This is a genomic window from Streptomyces sp. NPDC055506 (assembly GCF_053643595.1).
On the sequence record NZ_JBSHKH010000028.1, the window covers coordinates 1 to 17,339 of the forward strand.

Sequence of the window (17,339 nt, forward strand, 5' to 3'; positions counted from 1 at the left end):
GCGCAGGCCCTTCGGTTTTCTCAGCCCGCCAGCCCCAACTCCCGGGCGATCAGCATGCGTTGGACCTCGCTCGTGCCCTCGCCGATTTCGAGGATCTTGGAGTCGCGCCACATGCGGGCGACCGGGTACTCGTTCATGAAGCCGTAGCCGCCGTGGATCTGGGTGGCCTCGCGGGCGTTGTCGACCGCGATCGTGGAGGAGTGGAGCTTGGCGAGGGCCGCTTCCTTCTTGAAGGGGGCGCCGGACACCAGGCGGGCCGCCGCGTCGCGCCAGGCGAGGCGGGCCGTGTGGGCCTTCATCTCCATGTCGGCGATCTTGAACTGGATGGCCTGGTTGGCGGCGATGGGCTTGCCGAAGGCCTGACGCTCCTTGGCGTACTTGACCGACTCGTCCACGCAGCCCTGCGCCAGGCCCGTCGCCAGGGCGGCGATCGCGATGCGGCCCTCGTCGAGGATGCGGAGGAACTGGGCGTAGCCGCGGCCCTCCTCGCCCAGGAGGTTCGCGGCCGGGACCCGGACGTCCGTGAAGGACAGCTCGCGGGTGTCCGAGGCGTTCCAGCCGACCTTCGAGTACGGGGCCGCGACCGTGAAGCCGGGGGTGCCGGACGGGACGATGATCGAGGAGATGTGCGGTTTGCCGTCCGGGGAGCGGCCGGTGACCGCCGTGACCGTCACCAGGCCCGTGATGTCCGTGCCCGAGTTGGTGATGAAGCACTTGGTGCCGTTGATCACCCACTCGTTCGTGGCGGAGTCCAGGCGGGCCGTCGTACGGGTCGCGCCCGCGTCGCTGCCGCCGTCCGGTTCCGTCAGGCCGAACGCACCCAGGAGTTCGCCCGAGCAGAGACGGGGGAGCCACTCGCGCTTCTGGGCCTCCGTGCCGTAGCGGTAGACCGGCATCGCGCCGAGTGAGACCCCGGCCTCCAGCGTGATCGCGACCGAGGAGTCGACCCTCGCGAGTTCCTCCAGGGCCACGCCCAGTGCCAGGTAGTCGCCGCCCATGCCGCCGTACTCCTCGGGGAACGGCAGGCCGAACAGGCCCATGCGGCCCATCTCGCGGACGATCTCGTACGGGAACTCGTGCCGCTCGTAGAAGTCGCCGATCTTCGGCGCCACCACCTCGTGGGCGAACTCCTCGACCGTGCGGCGGAGTTCCTCCAGTTCGGGGGAGAGTCGGTAATCCATCGTGATCAGTGCTCCTCGGTGTCCCCGATGTCCTCGTGGGACAGGGCTCGGACGGTGCGGGACGGGCTGGGTCGGCCCAGGTGGGCGGCCATCCAGACGCTCGTGGCGACGAGGCGGCCGAGGTCGATTCCGGTGTCGATGCCGAGGCCCCGCAGCATCCACACGAGATCTTCGGTGGCGAGGTTGCCGGTCGCCGACTTCGCGTACGGGCAGCCGCCCAGGCCGCCCGCCGAGGCGTCGACCGTCGTCACGCCCTGCTGGAGCGCCGCAAGCGTGTTGGCGAGGGCCTGGCCGTAGGTGTCGTGGAAGTGGACGCCGAGGGTGGTGGGCGGGATGCCCGCCTCGTCCAGCGCCGCGAGGAGTGCGACCACATGGCCCGGGGTTGCCACTCCGATCGTGTCGCCCAGGCTCAGCTCGTCGCAGCCCATCTCCATCAGGGCCTTGCAGACCTTCACCACCTGGGGGACCGGGACCGCGCCCTCCCAGGGGTCGCCGAAGCACATGGAGAGGTAGCCGCGGACATGGGCTCCCTCCGCCTTCGCGCGGGTGACGACCGGGTCGAACATCGCCAGTGCCTCGTCGACCGTGCGGTTGAGGTTGGCCTTGGCGAAGGACTCCGTGGCGCTGGCGAAGACCGCGACCCGCCGGGCACCCAGGGCCAGGGCGCGGTCCAGGCCGCGTTCGTTCGGGACCAGGACCGGGAGGGCGGCGTCGAGATCGCTCACCATCGGGAACAGCCGCTCCGCGTCCGCCAGTTGGGGGACCCACTTGGGGTGGACGAAGCTCGTCGCCTCGATGGTCGTCAGGCCCGCGGCCGCCAGGCGGCGGATGAACTTCGCCTTGATCTCCGTCGGGACCGTCGCCTTCTCGTTCTGCAGGCCGTCGCGGGCGCCTACCTCGTGGATGCGGACGCGGGAGGGGAGGTCCTCGGCCGGGACCGTCATCGGGAGAGCGTCGGACGTCATCACTCCACCTCCTCGTGGGGCGCGATGACCGCCAGGACCTGGTCCATGGCGACCGTGGAGCCCGGCGCCACGTCCAGCTCCGTGACCTTGCCGGCGTGCGGGGCGGAGATGACGTGCTCCATCTTCATCGCCTCGACGACCAGCAGGCTCTGGCCCGCCGTCACCTCGTCGCCGGTGGCGACCTTCACCACCGTCACCGTGCCGGGCATGGGCGCGGTGAGGGAGTCGGCGCCCGCGTGGGCCGCGCGGCTGAGCGACGCCGCCACCGGGTCGTGGTCGCGTACGTGCCACGCGTCGCCGTCGCGGCCCAGCCAGTCGGCGGCTCGGTGGAAGGAGTGGCGGACGCCGTCCAGGGTGACCGAGACACGGTGGTCGGTGACCGCGGAGGTACCGCGTGGGGTGTACTCCAGCTCCTCATGCACCCTCAGGTGGAAGGCCGGTGGCCTCGGCTTTCCGCCCAGCCGCCAGCCGGACGGGACCGAGAAGGGGTCCGTCCAGCCGCCGGGCTCGGGCGCCAGCGCGTCCAGGCGTACGGCCGCCGCCGCCTCGTAGACCTCCTCCGGTACGTCCGAGGGGATCAGCCCCTCGACCTCGCGCTCGACCAGGCCGGTGTCCATGTCGCCCGCGACGACCGCCGGGTGGGCCAGCAGACGGCGCAGGAACCCGGCGTTCGTCTGCACCCCGAGCGTGACCGTCTCCGCCAGGGCCGAGCGGAGTTTGCGCAGGGCACTCGCGCGGTCGGGGCCGTACGCGATGACCTTGGAGAGCATCGGGTCGTAGAGGCTGCCGACCTCCGTGCCCTCGGTGAGGCCCGAGTCGGTGCGGATGCCGTCGCCCTGTGGTTCGTGGAGCCGCAGGATCGTGCCGCCGGAGGGGAGGAAGCCGCGGGCCGGGTCCTCGGCGCAGATCCGGGCCTCCACCGCGTGGCCGGTGAGGCGTACGTCCTCCTGGGCGAAGCCGAGAGGCTCGCCGGCCGCGACCCGCAGCTGCCACTCGACCAGGTCCAGGCCGGTGATCAGCTCCGTGACCGGGTGTTCCACCTGGAGGCGGGTGTTCATCTCCATGAAGTAGTACGAGGACGGGTCGGAGCCGTTGACGATGAACTCCACCGTGCCCGCGCCCCGGTAGCCGCAGGAGCGGGCCGCTTGGACCGCCGCCTCGCCCATCGCGGAGCGGGTCTCCTCGTCGAGGAGGACGCTCGGCGCCTCCTCGATGATCTTCTGGTGGCGGCGCTGGAGGGAGCACTCGCGCTCCCCGAGGTGCACGACCCGGCCGTGGCCGTCGGCCAGGACCTGGATCTCGATGTGCCGGGGGCGGTCGATCCAGCGCTCCACGAGGAGCGTGTCGTCGCCGAAGGAGGCGCGGGCCTCGCGGCGGGCCGACGCGATCTCCTCCTCCAGCCGGGTCAGGTCCCGCACCAGCCGCATGCCCTTGCCGCCGCCGCCCGCGCTCGGCTTCAGCAGCACGGGCGCGCCCAGTTCACGGGCCGCCTCGGCCAGGTCCGGGTCCCGTCCGCCGGGCACCACGGGGACTCCGGCCGCCTGGACCGTCTCCTTGGCGCGGATCTTGTCGCCCATGAGTGAGATCGCTTCGGCGGGAGGGCCGATGAAGACCAGGCCGGCCTCGGCGCAGGCGCGCGCGAAGGCGGCGTTCTCGGCGAGGAAGCCGTAGCCGGGGTGGACGGCCTGGGCGCCCGTGCGGGCGGCGGCCTCCAGCAGGCGCTCCGCCGAAAGGTAGCTCTCGGACGCCGGGGCCGGTCCGATCCGGACCGCCGTGTCCGCCTCGCGGACGTGCCGGGCGTCGGCGTCCGCGTCGGAGAAGACGGCCACCGAGCGCACGCCCATCGACCGCAGCGTCCGGATGACGCGTACGGCGATCTCGCCCCGGTTGGCCACAAGCACTGTCTCGAACATCGTCGTCCGTCCCCTCACATCCGGAAGACGCCGAACTGGGGGTCACCCAGGGGCGCGTTGGCGCACGCGGTCAGGGCCAGGCCCAGGACCTGACGGGTGTCCAGCGGGTCGATCACGCCGTCGTCCCAGAGGCGGGCCGTCGCGTAGTAGGCGTTGCCCTGGCGCTCGTACTGGGCGCGGATCGGGGCCTTGAAGGCGTCCTCGTCCTCCGCGGGCCAGGACTCGCCGCGGCCCTCCAGCTGGTCGCGCTTGACGGTCGCGAGGACCGAGGCGGCCTGCTCGCCGCCCATGACGGAGATCTTGGCGTTCGGCCACATCCACAGGAAGCGGGGGGAGTACGCCCTGCCGCACATGGAGTAGTTCCCCGCGCCGTAGGAGCCGCCCACGACGACGGTCAGCTTCGGGACCCGGGTGCAGGCCACCGCCGTGACCATCTTGGCGCCGTGCTTGGCGATGCCGCCCGCCTCGTAGTCCTTGCCGACCATGAAGCCGGAGATGTTCTGGAGGAAGACGAGGGGGATGCCGCGCTGATCGCACAGCTCGATGAAGTGGGCGCCCTTCTGGGCGGACTCGGAGAACAGGATGCCGTTGTTGGCGACGATGCCCACCGGGTGGCCGTGGATCCGGGCGAAGCCGGTGACCAGGGTCTGGCCGAACTCGGACTTGAACTCGGCGAACCGGGAGCCGTCGACGACGCGGGCGATGATCTCGCGGACGTCGTAGGGAGTGCGGGAGTCCACCGGGACGGCGCCGTAGAGACTCTGCGGGTCGACCTTGGGCTCGGTCGCCTCCGTGACCTCCCAGGGGAGTGTCCCGCGCGCGGGGAGGGTGGAGACGATGGTGCGGACGATGCGCAGGGCGTGCGCGTCGTTCTCCGCGAGGTGGTCGGTGACGCCGGAGACACGGGAGTGGACCTCGCCGCCGCCCAGCTCCTCCGCCGTGACGACCTCGCCGGTGGCCGCCTTCACCAGGGGCGGGCCGCCCAGGAAGATCGTGCCCTGGTCGCGGACGATCACCGCCTCGTCGCTCATCGCCGGGACGTACGCCCCGCCGGCCGTGCAGGAGCCGAGGACGGCGGCGATCTGGGGGATGCCGGCGCCGGACATACGGGCCTGGTTGTAGAAGATCCGGCCGAAGTGGTCGCGGTCCGGGAAGACCTCGTCCTGCATGGGGAGGAACGCGCCGCCGGAGTCCACCAGGTAGACACAGGGGAGGCGGTTGTCGAGGGCGACCTCCTGGGCGCGGAGGTGCTTCTTGACCGTCATCGGGTAGTACGTGCCGCCCTTGACCGTGGCGTCGTTGGCGATGATCACGGTCTCCCGGCCGCTGACCCGGCCGATGCCGGCGATGACACCGGCGGCCGGGGCCTGGTCCTCGTACATCCCGTCGGCCGCGAGCGGGGCCAGCTCCAGGAACGGTGAGCCCGGGTCGAGGAGGGTGTCGACGCGGTCGCGGGGGAGCAGCTTGCCGCGCGCGGTGTGGCGGGCGCGGGCCCTCTCGCCGCCGCCCTGGCCGGCTGTGGCCAGCTTGGCGCGCAGCTCGTCGACGAGGGTGCGGTGTGCCTCCTCGTTGGCCCGAAAGGGCTCCGACGCGGGGTCCGCCGCGGTCGTGAGCTCCGGTGCCTCGTACATCCTGCGGGTCCCCTCACCTTGTTAATGAGCGTTAACGCATTTCCTTCAGGTTAACGACCGCTAACCTCCCTGTCTAGAATTGTTTTCATGGCAACCAGGACCGACGCACCCACCCGCCGCGAGCAGATCCTCAAGGAGGCCGCCCGGCTCTTCGCCGAGCGGGGCTTCCACGGGGTCGGAGTCGACGAGATAGGTGCCGCGGTGGGGATCAGCGGGCCCGGTCTCTACCGGCACTTCGCGGGCAAGGACGCGATGCTCGCGGAGCTGCTGGTGGGGATCAGCGGGCAGTTGCTGACCGGCGCGAAGCGGCGGTTGTCGGAGGCGGAGGCGGACGGGGGCGTGGGGGCGGGGGTGGTCCTCGACTCGCTGATCGAGGGGCATATCGACTTCGCGCTCGACGACCGTCCACTGATCACCCTGCACGACCGGGAGCTGGACCGCCTCCGGGACAGCGACCGGAAGATGGTGCGCCAGCTCCAGCGGCAGTACGTGGAGCTGTGGGTCGGGGTGGTGCGGGAGGTGTATCCCGGCCTTGGGGAGCCCGCCGCGCGGTCGGCCGTGCATTCGGTGTTCGGGTTGCTGAACTCGACGCCGCATCTGGGGAGGGCCGGGGCGCTGGCCGGGCGGGGTGCCGTGGCGGAGCTGCTGCACCGGATGGCGCGCGGGGCGTTCGCGGCGGCGGGGGAGTAGCGGCCCGCGCCCCCGAGGCACTGCCGCCCGTCGGCGTGACGAGCGTTACCCCACTCCCACCCTGGACGCTTGTTGATACTCGCCGGTATCTTGGGGTGAGCAAGCGCTTAGACATACCGAGGTCCGTGGAGGTGGCGGCGTGCGCCGTACGGTGTTCAACGAGGATCACGAGGCGTTCCGGGAGACCATCCGCGCCTTCATCGAGGCCGAGGTCGTGCCGGTGTACGACGAGTGGTTCGCCGCCGGCCAGGCGCCGCGCGACTTCTACTACAAGCTCGGCGAGCTGGGCATCTTCGGCATCAACGTGCCGGAGGAGTTCGGCGGTGCGGGCCTGGAGAGCCACAAGTTCGAGGCCGTGCTGTACGAGGAGACCGCTCGCGCGGGCGTCCAGTTCGGTGGCTCCGGCGTGCACGTGCTGCTCGCCCTGCCCTACATCAAGATGCTCGCCACCGACGAGCAGAAGAAGCGCTACCTGCCGAACTTCGTCTCCGGCGAGGAGATGTGGGCCATCGCGATGACCGAGCCGGGCACCGGCTCGGACCTCGCGGGCATGAAGTCCACCGCCAAGCTGAGCGAGGACGGCACGCACTACGTCCTCAACGGCGCCAAGACCTTCATCACCGGCGGCGTCCACGCCGACCGCGTGATCGTGTGCGCCCGCACCGCCGCCCCGACCGCCGACGACCGCCGCCACGGCATCTCCCTCTTCGCCGTCGACACCAAGTCCGAGGGCTACTCCGTCGGCCGCAAGCTCGACAAGCTGGGCCTCAAGACCTCCGACACCGCCGAGCTGGCGTTCGTCGACGTCAAGGTGCCCGTCGAGGACCTCCTCGGCGAGGAGAACAAGGGCTTCTACTACCTCGGCCACAACCTGGCCTCCGAGCGCTGGGGTATCGCCTTCGGCGCCTACGCCCAGGCCAAGGCCGCCGTGCGGTTCGCCAAGCAGTACGTGCAGGACCGCACGGTCTTCGGCAAGCCGGTCGCCCACTTCCAGAACACCAAGTTCGAGCTGGCCGCCTGCCAGGCCGAGGTGGACGCGGCCGAGGCCGTCGCCGACCGGGCGACCGAGGCGCTGGACGCCGGTGAGCTGACCCCCGCCGAGGCCGCCTCCGCGAAGCTGTTCTGCACCGAGGTCGCCCACCGCGTCATCGACCGCTGCCTCCAGCTGCACGGCGGCTACGGCTACATGAACGAGTACCCGATCGCCCGCCTGTACGCGGACAACCGCGTCAACCGCATCTACGGCGGCACCAGCGAGATCATGAAGTCGATCATCGCGAAGGACATGGGCCTGTAATCCGACCGCAGTCAGTGGCCGGTACAACAGTTGCCATGAGCAATGCACTCCAGGACCTCCTCGATCTGCTCGACCTCGAGCAGATCGAGGAGGACATCTTTCGCGGCCGGTCCCGGTCCGCCGTCGTGCCACGGGTCTTCGGCGGGCAGGTCGCGGCGCAGGCACTCGTCGCAGCCGGGCGTACGGTCCCCGAGGACCGGCCCGCGCACTCCCTGCACGCGTACTTCCTGCGCCCCGGGGATCCCGGCGCGCCCATCGTCTACACCGTCGACCGGATCCGCGACGGCCGCTCCTTCACCACCCGCCGGGTGGTCGCCGTCCAGCACGGCAAGCCGATCTTCCATCTCTCGGCGTCGTTCCAGGTGTACGAGGACGGCCTGGACCATCAGGAGCCGATGCCGGCCGCGCCCGATCCCGCCACGCTGCCCACCGGTGAGGAACGGCTGCGCGGGTACGGCCATATCGACCCGGCCGTGGTGGAGAAGTTCGCGGAGGCGCGGGCGGCCGTCGACCTGCGGTACGTCGAGGAGCCGCCGTACGGGAAGTTCGGCGAGCCGCGTGAGCCGCACTCGCAGGTGTGGTTCCGGACCAACGGCAAACTGGGCGGCGCGGTCGACGAGCCGCTGCTGCACGTCGTCCTCGCCACCTACGTCTCCGACATGACGCTGCTCGACTCCGTGCTGCTCGCCCACGGGCGCGGCGGCTGGGCCGTCGGCGACGTGGTCGGGGCCTCGCTGGACCACGCGATGTGGTTCCACCGGCCGTTCCGGGCCGACGAGTGGCTGCTCTACGACCAGGAGTCCCCGTCCGCGTACGGCGGCCGGGGACTGGGACAGGCCCGTATCTACACGCAGGACGGGCGGCTGGCCATCTCCGTGATCCAGGAGGGCGTGGTCCGCGTCCCGCGCGAGCAGGGCCCGTCGTCTAGCTGAGGCCGGCCTCCGCCAGCAGGTATGCCGTCATCGGGTCGTAGTGGCGCGGGCTGACCACGTGGTCGTCGAGGGGCACCGTCACCTGGACGGTGCCCTCGGCCTCGGCGATGAACAGGGCCGGGTCGTTGCAGTCGGCGTAGCCGACGGAGTCGACGCCGTGCTGGCCCGCGTAGCCCGCCCAGCCGTGGTCGGCGACGACCAGGTCGGGCAGGGGGCGGCCCTCGCGCTCCATGGCGGTCAGGATCGCCTTCATGGGTTCGCCCGAGTGGGTGTGCCAGAGGGTGGCGCCGTGCTCCAGCACCGCCACGTTCGCGAACTGCATGACGTAGCCCTCCTCGGTCGTCAGGCCGTCCGGGATGACGACGATCTCGCAGCCCGCCGCGCGCAGCGCCGACGCGGTCGCGCTGTGCACGTCCAGCAGGCCGCCCGGGTGGCCTGTGGCGAACAGCACCCGCTGCTGCCCGTCCGCCGCCTTGCGCAGCCGCCCGGCCATGCGCTCGAGCCCGGCGACGGTCAGCTCCGGGTCGATGGTGTCCTGGCCGTACCGGTGCTCGGGATCGTCGTTCACGCCCACCCGTTCCGCCATCACCGCGAGGACGTCCTGCTCGTCGGTCCAGCGGGTGCCGAGTTCCAGGCCGAGCCAGTAGTGGCGGTCGTTGTTCGCCAGCTTGCGGTAGTGGGAGAGGTTGTTCTCGCGGGGGGTGGCGACGTCGCCCGCGATGCGCGTCCTGACGAGGTGGTCGACGAGTTCGGCGCGGCTGGGTGTCCCGGGTATCGGCATGACAACCATTGTGGAGCAGCCGCCTGTGGGCGTCCCTGGCGTATCGAACGCTGGGACGTGCGTCACGTACTCAGACGGGCTCCGCTCACCTACTCAGATGTGCCGTTCAGATGTGCCGTAGCGCGAACCAGAGTTCCATCCGTACGTCCGGGTCCTCGAGGTCCGTCTCCAGCAGCGTCGCGCACCGGGTGACGCGCTGCCGCACGGTGTTGCGGTGCACGGACAGGGCGACGGCCGTGCGGTCCCAACTGCCGTGCAGGGACAGCCAGGTGCGCAGGGTCTCGGTGAGCGCGGGGTGTGCCGTGACGGGGGCGAGGAGGGCGCGGGCGTGGGCCGCCGCCTCGTCGGGCGGGACCAGGTCGGCGAGGGCGGGGCGCGGGGCGTGCCGCAGCAGCGGGGTCCGGGTGGCGCGGGCCCGGGCCAGGGCGCGGGACGCCTGGGTGTCGGCGGCGGGCCAGTCGTGCGGGGCGACTGCGGCGCTGACGCCCAGGGTCCAGCCGGGCAGCGGGGCCGGTGCCCGGTCGGCCGGGACCAGGACCCTCACGACGTCGCCCGCCGGGTCGACCAGGGCGGAACCGAGCGCGGCGCCCAGCGCGGAGGCCGCGACGGCGTCCGGAGCACCCTCCCCGTCCGGCCGTGCCTGTACGACGACCCACCGCTCACCCCCGAGCAGCGGCGCGACCTCCTCGGGCGGCGCGCCCAGCAACAGCCGCACCAGCGCGGACGATCGAGCGGCACCGGTGCCGCTCTGCTGCTCGCCGGTGAGCAGGGACAGAAGCACGGCGGCGACGGAGACGACGGTGTGATCCCCCGGCGCCCGCTGCGGCGTCGCGACCCCGAGCACGAACCCGTGCCCGGCCCCGAGGGCGTAGGCGGCGAGGTGCGTACCGGCGACGGTGTCGGTGGCGGAGGTGGGGGAGGGGCGGCCGGGGTCGGTGGGTGGCTGACGGCCGGCCGGCAAGGCGGGGCCGTGGGCCGAGCGGGAGGGGGCCGCCTCGGGCTCACTCGACTGGGTCCCGGTCGAGCGCGCACGAGATACGGAGCCGGTCTGCGAAGCCGCACCCGCCGCAGGGGTGGGGCGGTCCGGCCGCACCACCCCCGCCAGCCCCGCCAACGCCTCGCGCACCTCGTCCCCGGGCCTCCGCCCCGCCCCCGCGATCTCCGCGCCCTCCGGGCCGTACAGCACCGCCCATCCGCCCAGGCGCTGGGCGAGCTGGCGGAGGACCGAGGGGACCGGGTCGGGGCGGGAGGCGGCGGAGGTGAGGCTCTGCTGGGCCTCTGTGACGCGGCGGAGTTCGGCCAGGCGGGACTGGGCCATGAGCTGCCAGACCGCGCGGGCCACGCCCGAGAAGGTGGTCTGCGGCGGCACCTCCAGCAGCGGCAGGCCGTGTGCCTCGCATGCCGCGACCAGCGCCCTCGGGACCGTGTCGTGCACCGGCGCCACCCCGAAGCCGAGGGCCGCGCCGCCCGCCGCCACGATCCGCGAGACGTAGTCGTCGAAGTACTCCCCCAGTCTCGACTTCGCTCGACCGGGGGGACCCCCATCCGACCCCGCCGCCTCCGGGATGTGCACGCCCGCCGTGAGCAGCAGCTCCCCGCCCAGCAGATAGGGGTACGGGTCCGCCATCTCCGAGGTGTGCACCCAGTGGACGACCGTCCCGGGCTCCTCCGGACCGGCGATCCGGCGCAGGGAGAGGTCTTCCCTGGCCAGGAGCGACGTGAGGAGGACGGGGGGTGTCGGGGGGACCGCCGGGTCCGGCATGGTGTGCGTTCCCTCCAGCCAAGGCAGCTCGATTGGATGAAACGTACACTTCGCAGTCGCTTTCCGGCCACCTAGTGTCAGTCCTCGTCAACCTCGTCCCCCGCGACCGAGCCCTGCGCCCTGTGCGTGCGCGAAGGAGGCCCCATGGCCGTCGACTACCTCGTGATCGTCGTCTACCTGGCCGGAATGCTGGCCATGGGCTGGTGGGGCATGCGCCGCGCCCGCTCCAAGAGCGAGTTCCTGGTGGCGGGCCGCCGGCTCGGCCCGGCCATGTACTCCGGCACCATGGCGGCCATCGTCCTCGGCGGCGCCTCCACCATCGGCGGTGTGGGGCTCGGCTACCAGTACGGCCTCTCCGGCGCCTGGATGGTCTTCACCATCGGCCTCGGCCTGCTCGCCCTGTCCGTCTTCTTCTCCGCCCGCATCGCCCGGCTGAAGGTCTACACCGTCTCCGAGATGCTCGACCTGCGCTACGGCGGCCGGGCCGGAGTGATCTCCGGCCTCGTCATGTGGGCGTACACCCTGATGCTCGCGGTGACCTCGACCATCGCGTACGCCACGATCTTCGACGTCCTGTTCGACATGAACCGCACGCTCGCGATCGTCCTCGGCGGCTCGATCGTCGTCGCGTACTCCACCCTCGGCGGGATGTGGTCGATCACCCTGACGGACATGGTGCAGTTCGTCGTGAAGACCATCGGCGTGCTGCTCCTGCTGCTGCCGATCGCCGTGGTGAAGGCCGGCGGGTTCAGCGAGATGAAGGCCCAGCTGCCCACCGAGTACTTCGACCCCCTCGGCATCGGCGGCGAGACGATCTTCACCTATGTGCTGATCTACACCTTCGGCATGCTCATCGGGCAGGACATCTGGCAGCGCGTCTTCACCGCCCGCAGCGACACCACCGCCAAGTGGGGCGGGACCGTCGCCGGCACCTACTGCCTCGCGTACGCCCTCGCCGGCGCCGTCATCGGCACCGCCGCCAAGGTGCTGTACCCGAAGCTCGGCAGCCCGGACGACGCCTTCGCGACCATCGTGAAGGAGGAACTGCCCGTCGGAGTGCGCGGGCTGGTGCTCGCCGCCGCCCTGGCCGCCGTGATGTCGACGTCCTCCGGCGCGCTGATCGCCTGCGCCACCGTCGCCAACAACGACATCTGGTCCCGGCTGCGGGGCATCGTCAAGGCACCGGCCGGAAGCGCCGAGAACGCGGAGGACCACGACGAGGTGAAGGGCAACCGCGCCTTCATCCTGATCATGGGGCTCGCGGTCATCTGCACGGCCATCGCCATCGACAACGTCGTGGAAGCGCTGACCGTCGCCTACAACCTCCTCGTCGGCGGACTGCTCGTGCCGATCCTCGGCGGGCTGCTGTGGAAGCGGGGCACGGTCTACGGCGCTCTCGCCTCCGTCGTGGTCGGCGGACTCGCGGTCGTCACCCTGATGGCGACGTACGGCATCCTCGCCAACGAGCCCGTCTACTACGGGCTGCTCGCCTCGCTCGCCGCCTATCTGGTCGTCTCCTTCGCCACCCCGGCCACCGACGCCGCCGTCCTCGCCGCCTGGCGCGAGCGGCTCGCGGGGCGGGCACCCGAACCCGAGTCCGAACTCGCGTCCGAACCGGCCGCGACGCCCCGGTAAGGTCATAAGGCAAGCAGTACATACGCGATGAAGCGTAGGAAAGAGAGCATCTCTTCATGAGCAGCAACGAGACTCCCCGCGGGCCCGTCGACTCCTCCCGTGTGCCGCGGTACGCGGGCCCCGCGACCTTCGCCCGGCTGCCCCGGCTGGACGAGGTCGGCGGTCGGGCCGATGTCGCCGTGGTGGGCGTGCCGTTCGACTCGGGTGTCTCGTACCGGCCGGGCGCCCGCTTCGGCGGCAACGCGATCCGCGAGGCGTCCCGGCTGCTGCGCCCGTACAACCCGGCACAGGACGCCTCGCCCTTCGCCCTCGCGCAGGTCGCGGACGGCGGCGACATCGCCGTGAACCCGTTCAACATCAACGAGGCCGTCGAGACCGTCGAGGCGGCCGCCGACGACCTGCTCGGCACCGGCGCCCGCATGATGACCCTCGGCGGCGACCACACCATCGCGCTGCCTCTGCTGCGCTCGGTCGCGAAGAAGCACGGCCCGGTGGCCCTGCTGCACTTCGACGCCCACCTCGACACCTGGGACACCTACTTCGGCGCCGAGTACACCCACGGCACCCCCTTCCGGCGCGCGGTGGAGGAGGGCATCCTCGACACCTCCGCCCTGTCCCACGTCGGCACCCGCGGCCCGCTCTACGGCAAGCAGGACCTCACCGACGACGAGAAGATGGGCTTCGGCATCGTCACCTCGGCGGACGTCTACCGGCGCGGCGCCGACGAGGTCGCCGACCAGCTCCGCCAGCGCATCGGCGACCGGCCGCTGTACATCTCCATCGACATCGACTGCCTCGACCCGGCGCACGCGCCCGGCACGGGCACGCCCGAGGCCGGCGGCATGACCTCGCGCGAACTGCTGGAGATCCTGCGCGGGCTGGCCTCCTGCAACCTGGTCTCCGCCGACGTCGTCGAGGTGGCCCCCGCGTACGATCACGCCGAGATCACGTCGGTCGCCGCGTCCCACACGGCGTACGAACTGACCACGATCATGTCCCGCCAGATCGCCGCGGCCCGGAAGGACTCGGAAGCGAAGTGACTCACGACCACGACCTGGTGCTCCGCCCGACGCCCGCCCAGACGGAGGCCGCCCTCAACCCTCCACCAGGCCGCAACGGCGGAGACCTGGTCGTGGAGACGCTGGCCGGTCTCGGCGCGACGACCGTCTTCGGTCTGCCCGGCCAGCACGCGCTCGGCATGTTCGACGCCCTGCGCCGCTCGGACCTCAGGTACATCGGCCTGCGGGTGGAGAACAACGCCGGGTTCGCAGCGGACGCCTACGGCCGCATCACCGGCGAGGCCGCGCCCCTGCTGCTGTCGACGGGCCCGGGCGCCCTGACCTCCCTCGCCGCGCTCCAGGAGGCGGCGGCCGCCTCCGCGCCCGTGCTGGCGATCGGCAGCCAGATCCCCAGCGCCGGCCTGGGCGGCGGCCGGCACGGCTATCTGCACGAACTGCCCGACCAGGCCGCCTCGTTCCAGGGCGTCGTGAAGTCGGTCCACACCGTGCGCACCCAGTCGCAGATCCCGTCCGCCATCGAGGCGGCCTGGACCTCGGCACTGACCGCCCCGCACGGCCCGGTGTGGGTGGAGATCCCGCAGGACGTGCTGCTCGCGCCGACGGCGATCCCGGTGGTGACGGGCGGCGACGCCTTCCCCGAGGAGCTGCCGCCGCGCCCGGAACTGACCGCGGTGGCCGCCCACCTGCTGTCCCATGCCGAGCGCCCGGCGATCATCGCGGGCGGGGGAGTCGTACGGGCGGACGCCTCGGGCAAGCTGAAGCAGCTCGCGGAGCTGATCCAGGCCCCGGTCGTGACGACCCCCGGCGGCAAGGGGGCCTTCCCCTGGAAGCACCCGCTGTCGCTCCAGTCCTGGATCGAGGACCGGCACACCACGGACTTCCTCGAGGACGCGGACGTCCTCCTGGTGGTCGGCTCGGGACTCGGGGAACTCTCCTCGAACTACCACACGTTCAAGCCGCGCGGCCGGGTCATTCAGATCGAGGCCGACCTCGGCAAGCTGGAGTCCAACCACCCGGCCCTGGGCATCCACGCGGACGCCCGCCTCGCGCTGCAGGCGCTGCTGGAGACGGTGTCGGAGCGAACGGACCCGGACGCTCCGGAGCGCGTACGCGAGGTGCTCGCCAAGGTCGCCGAGCGCATCGCCTCCCAGGAACTCACCCTGGAACAGGACGTGCTGGCGTCCGTCCGCAGGGCGCTCCCGGCCGACTCCCCGTCCTTCTGGGACATGACGATCCTCGCGTACTGGGCCTGGTCGGCCTTCGACGCCAAGGGCCCCAACCACATGCACTCCGCCCAGGGCGCGGGCGGCCTCGGCTACGGCTTCCCGGCGGCACTCGGCGCCGCGGCGGCCGACCCGACCCGGCCGGTCCTCGCGGTCTCCGGCGACGGCGGCGCCCTGTACTCGATCGCCGAGCTGGCGACGGCCCGCCAGTACGACCTGAACGTCACCTGGCTGATCGTCGACGACGGCGGCTACGGCATCCTGCGCGAGTACATGAGCGACGCGTTCGGCGAGGCGACCGCGACGGAACTGACCCGGCCGGACTATGTGGCCCTGGCGGAGTCCTTCGGCGTCCCCGGGGTCCGTACGACCCCGGAGACCCTGGAACAGGACCTCGCGAAGGCACTCGGGGCGCCCGGTCCCTCGGTGGTTCTGCTCCCGGCGGTGCTGCGGATGTTCGCGCCGACGCATCTGGACTGACCGGCGACCGGACCGGCCGGGACGCGTTCTCTCCCTCCTCACATGTGTGGAAGAAGGCGGGGCACTCGTGGAGCAGTCCACCAGTGAGAGGATTCGATCATGGTAGTCGCCGTCGTCATCGGCGTGTGTGTGGTTCTGGCCGTCCTGGCGTTCCTCGTCCCCCGTCTCTCCCGCCACCCCGAACGCGGCACGCAGCGTACGCTCGGGGCCGGGGCGCGGGCCGGCGGCAAGGCGCCCGGCGTTCTGGGACGGCTCTTCAGCAAGCCCTTCCACAGCAGCTCGCGGGCGGTGAGCCGGAGCGGTTCCGCAGGTCGCCGCACCCGCGGTCACATGCCCTTCTGAACGACGGTGCGGGCCGAGCGGGGAGCGCGGTGATGAACACCGATAACGCCGAGAACGCCGAGAACGCGGACAAGCTGCTGGACGGACTGACCGTGGACGCCAGCCGGCGGGAGCGGCCGATCGTGCTGGACGCTGACGGGCGGCCCATCCGGACGTGGCAGGAGAACCATCCGTACGACCGCAAGGTGGGCCGCAAGGAGTACGAGCGGACCAAGCGCATACTGCAGATAGAACTGCTCAAGCTGCAGCGCTGGGTCAAGGACACCGGCGCACGTGTGGTCGTCGTGTGCGAGGGGCGTGACGCGGCGGGCAAGGGCGGCACGATCCAGCGGCTGACCGAGCGGCTCAACCCGCGCGGCGCACGCGTGGTCGCCTTGGACAAGCCCACCGAACGCGAGACGGGCCAGTGGTACTTCCAGCGGTACATCGCGCAGCTGCCGACGGCCGGGGAGATCGTCCTGTTCGATCGCTCCTGGTACAACCGGGCCGGCGTGGAGCGCGTGATGGGATTCTGCTCCAAGGACGAGTACGAGCTGTTCCTCGACCAGTGCCCGGCCTTCGAGCGGATGCTGGTCGACGACGGCATCCTGCTGATGAAGTTCTGGTTCTCCGTGTCCCGCTCGGAGCAGCGCACGCGCTTCGCGATCCGGCAGGTCGACCCGGTGCGCCAGTGGAAGCTCTCGCCCACCGACCTGGCCTCGCTGGACCTCTGGGACGACTACACCGAGGCGAAAGTCGACATGTTCCGCGCCACGGACACCGCACACGCCCCCTGGACCGTGGTCAAGAGCAACGACAAGCGGCGCGCCCGGCTGGAGACCATGCGCAGTCTGCTGTCGCGCATCGACTACGCCAGCAAGGACCGCGAGGCGGTCGGCACACCCGACCCCCTCATCGTCGGTGCCGCCGACACCCTCCTGGAGCCCGGCGAGGAGGACACCACGCTGTCACCCACGCCGCTGTCCCCCGGCGCCGACGGGCCCGGCAAGCACCCCGGGACCGACTGACACTCACTCACCGGGGTCGGCGTCGGGCCCGGTTTCGGCGGGGCGGAAGCACGCCGTCACCGTCTTGCCGTGCCGCTGGCACCTCATCCCCCACTCGTCTGCGAGCTTCCGCACGATGGCCACTCCGCGGCCGCCGACATCCCCCGGCGCTGCTTCGCTCCGGCGCGGCAGCGTCGGATCCTCGTCGTGGACGCTCACATGAAGGCAGTCACCGTCCCACGTGAGGACCAGGTGCGCGTCGCTGCGCGCGTGAATGTGCGCATTGGTGATCAGCTCGGACACGGCCAGCACGATGGCGTCCACCGTGTCCGAGTCGGCAGCGGCCCAGGGCAGGGACTCGAGACGTTCACGTGTCCACTGCCGCCCGGCGCGCACTCCCTCGGACATGGGGAACGAGTGCGCCCACCCCATCGCCTTCACCCCCACTGCCCGGCCTCCCGTCCTTCGTCCACACAGCAGCTCCTGCCTGAACCGGGTACCC

Annotated in this window: 15 protein-coding genes; 8 read left to right on the plus strand and 7 right to left on the minus strand. The window is 71.5% G+C overall.

Annotation, left to right across the window (positions count from 1 at the left end; translation table 11 throughout):
* Window positions 1–20 precede the first annotated feature (20 nt).
* The 4 genes from ACWIF2_RS13580 to ACWIF2_RS13595 are packed head-to-tail and all read right to left on the minus strand — an operon-like array spanning window position 21 to window position 5,690.
* Window positions 21–1,181 (minus strand): acyl-CoA dehydrogenase family protein, encoded by a 1,161-nt coding sequence (locus ACWIF2_RS13580; protein WP_454360384.1) that lies wholly within the window; start codon window positions 1,179–1,181, stop codon window positions 21–23.
* A 5-nt stretch (window positions 1,182–1,186) separates the two neighbouring features.
* Window positions 1,187–2,146 (minus strand): hydroxymethylglutaryl-CoA lyase, encoded by a 960-nt coding sequence (locus ACWIF2_RS13585; RefSeq protein ID WP_454360385.1) that lies wholly within the window; start codon window positions 2,144–2,146, stop codon window positions 1,187–1,189.
* A complete protein-coding gene (locus tag ACWIF2_RS13590) occupies window positions 2,146–4,059 on the minus strand; it encodes an acetyl/propionyl/methylcrotonyl-CoA carboxylase subunit alpha (protein WP_454360387.1) in 1,914 nt (637 codons plus the stop codon). Before ACWIF2_RS13590 ends, ACWIF2_RS13585 begins: the two co-directional genes overlap by 1 nt.
* Before the next feature lie 14 nt (window positions 4,060–4,073).
* Window positions 4,074–5,690, minus strand: a complete 1,617-nt coding sequence (locus ACWIF2_RS13595; protein WP_382494263.1) for a carboxyl transferase domain-containing protein — start codon at window positions 5,688–5,690, stop codon at window positions 4,074–4,076.
* A gap of 87 nt (window positions 5,691–5,777) precedes the next feature.
* On the opposite strand from ACWIF2_RS13595, the gene ACWIF2_RS13600 reads away from it, so the two are divergent.
* The 3 genes from ACWIF2_RS13600 to ACWIF2_RS13610 all read left to right on the plus strand — a co-directional run bounded on the left by ACWIF2_RS13600 (window position 5,778) and on the right by ACWIF2_RS13610 (window position 8,609).
* Window positions 5,778–6,380 (plus strand): SACE_7040 family transcriptional regulator, encoded by a 603-nt coding sequence (locus ACWIF2_RS13600; RefSeq protein ID WP_193478224.1) that lies wholly within the window; start codon window positions 5,778–5,780, stop codon window positions 6,378–6,380.
* Window positions 6,381–6,519: 139 nt separating this feature from the next.
* A complete protein-coding gene (locus tag ACWIF2_RS13605) occupies window positions 6,520–7,677 on the plus strand; it encodes an acyl-CoA dehydrogenase family protein (RefSeq protein ID WP_454360389.1) in 1,158 nt (385 codons plus the stop codon).
* Between the two features lie 35 nt (window positions 7,678–7,712).
* Window positions 7,713–8,609, plus strand: coding sequence for an acyl-CoA thioesterase (locus ACWIF2_RS13610; protein ID WP_454360390.1), 897 nt, complete (start codon window positions 7,713–7,715; stop codon window positions 8,607–8,609).
* On the opposite strand, the gene ACWIF2_RS13615 is transcribed toward ACWIF2_RS13610, so the two are convergent.
* On the minus strand, window positions 8,602–9,390 hold the full coding sequence (locus tag ACWIF2_RS13615; protein WP_454360392.1) for a phosphatase: 789 nt from the start codon (window positions 9,388–9,390) through the stop codon (window positions 8,602–8,604). The genes ACWIF2_RS13610 and ACWIF2_RS13615 overlap by 8 nt on opposite strands.
* A gap of 106 nt (window positions 9,391–9,496) precedes the next feature.
* Entirely contained in the window at window positions 9,497–11,152 is a 1,656-nt protein-coding gene (locus ACWIF2_RS13620; protein WP_454360394.1) for a PucR family transcriptional regulator ligand-binding domain-containing protein, read from the minus strand.
* Between the two features lie 144 nt (window positions 11,153–11,296).
* On the opposite strand from ACWIF2_RS13620, the gene ACWIF2_RS13625 reads away from it, so the two are divergent.
* The 5 genes from ACWIF2_RS13625 (at window position 11,297) to ppk2 (ending at window position 16,858) form a co-directional block, all read left to right on the plus strand.
* Window positions 11,297–12,787 carry a sodium:solute symporter gene (locus ACWIF2_RS13625; protein ID WP_454360395.1) on the plus strand — a complete coding sequence of 497 codons (1,491 nt, stop codon included), beginning with the start codon at window positions 11,297–11,299 and terminating at the stop codon, window positions 12,785–12,787.
* A gap of 56 nt (window positions 12,788–12,843) precedes the next feature.
* On the plus strand, window positions 12,844–13,827 hold the full coding sequence (gene speB / locus ACWIF2_RS13630; protein WP_376388231.1) for an agmatinase: 984 nt from the start codon (window positions 12,844–12,846) through the stop codon (window positions 13,825–13,827).
* Complete coding sequence (locus tag ACWIF2_RS13635; protein ID WP_454360397.1) at window positions 13,824–15,509, plus strand: thiamine pyrophosphate-binding protein; 1,686 nt, start codon at window positions 13,824–13,826, stop codon at window positions 15,507–15,509. Before speB ends, ACWIF2_RS13635 begins: the two co-directional genes overlap by 4 nt.
* Window positions 15,510–15,608: 99 nt before the next feature.
* Window positions 15,609–15,851 carry a DUF6411 family protein gene (locus ACWIF2_RS13640; protein ID WP_454360398.1) on the plus strand — a complete coding sequence of 81 codons (243 nt, stop codon included), beginning with the start codon at window positions 15,609–15,611 and terminating at the stop codon, window positions 15,849–15,851.
* A gap of 32 nt (window positions 15,852–15,883) precedes the next feature.
* On the plus strand, window positions 15,884–16,858 hold the full coding sequence (gene ppk2, locus ACWIF2_RS13645; RefSeq protein ID WP_454360399.1) for a polyphosphate kinase 2: 975 nt from the start codon (window positions 15,884–15,886) through the stop codon (window positions 16,856–16,858).
* Between the two features lie 3 nt (window positions 16,859–16,861).
* Here the strand turns inward: ppk2 and ACWIF2_RS13650 are convergent, their stop codons facing one another.
* On the minus strand, window positions 16,862–17,284 hold the full coding sequence (locus ACWIF2_RS13650) for an ATP-binding protein (protein ID WP_454360400.1): 423 nt from the start codon (window positions 17,282–17,284) through the stop codon (window positions 16,862–16,864).
* Between the last annotated feature and the right edge of the window lie 55 nt (window positions 17,285–17,339).

Excerpts from the sequence above, each read along its gene's own strand:
- ACWIF2_RS13590 (WP_454360387.1), bottom strand. The coding sequence starts at position 4,059 with ATGTTCGAGACAGTGCTTGTGGCCAACCGGGGCGAGATCGCCGTACGC.
- ACWIF2_RS13615 (WP_454360392.1), bottom strand. The coding sequence starts at position 9,390 with ATGCCGATACCCGGGACACCCAGCCGCGCCGAACTCGTCGACCACCTC.
- ACWIF2_RS13610 (WP_454360390.1), top strand. The coding sequence starts at position 7,713 with ATGAGCAATGCACTCCAGGACCTCCTCGATCTGCTCGACCTCGAGCAG.
- speB (WP_376388231.1), top strand. The coding sequence starts at position 12,844 with ATGAGCAGCAACGAGACTCCCCGCGGGCCCGTCGACTCCTCCCGTGTG.
- ACWIF2_RS13585 (WP_454360385.1), bottom strand. The coding sequence starts at position 2,146 with ATGACGTCCGACGCTCTCCCGATGACGGTCCCGGCCGAGGACCTCCCC.
- ACWIF2_RS13625 (WP_454360395.1), top strand. The coding sequence starts at position 11,297 with ATGGCCGTCGACTACCTCGTGATCGTCGTCTACCTGGCCGGAATGCTG.
- ACWIF2_RS13580 (WP_454360384.1), bottom strand. The coding sequence starts at position 1,181 with ATGGATTACCGACTCTCCCCCGAACTGGAGGAACTCCGCCGCACGGTC.
- ACWIF2_RS13600 (WP_193478224.1), top strand. The coding sequence starts at position 5,778 with ATGGCAACCAGGACCGACGCACCCACCCGCCGCGAGCAGATCCTCAAG.
- ACWIF2_RS13595 (WP_382494263.1), bottom strand. The coding sequence starts at position 5,690 with ATGTACGAGGCACCGGAGCTCACGACCGCGGCGGACCCCGCGTCGGAG.
- ACWIF2_RS13620 (WP_454360394.1), bottom strand. The coding sequence starts at position 11,152 with ATGCCGGACCCGGCGGTCCCCCCGACACCCCCCGTCCTCCTCACGTCG.
- ppk2 (WP_454360399.1), top strand. The coding sequence starts at position 15,884 with ATGAACACCGATAACGCCGAGAACGCCGAGAACGCGGACAAGCTGCTG.
- ACWIF2_RS13640 (WP_454360398.1), top strand. The coding sequence starts at position 15,609 with ATGGTAGTCGCCGTCGTCATCGGCGTGTGTGTGGTTCTGGCCGTCCTG.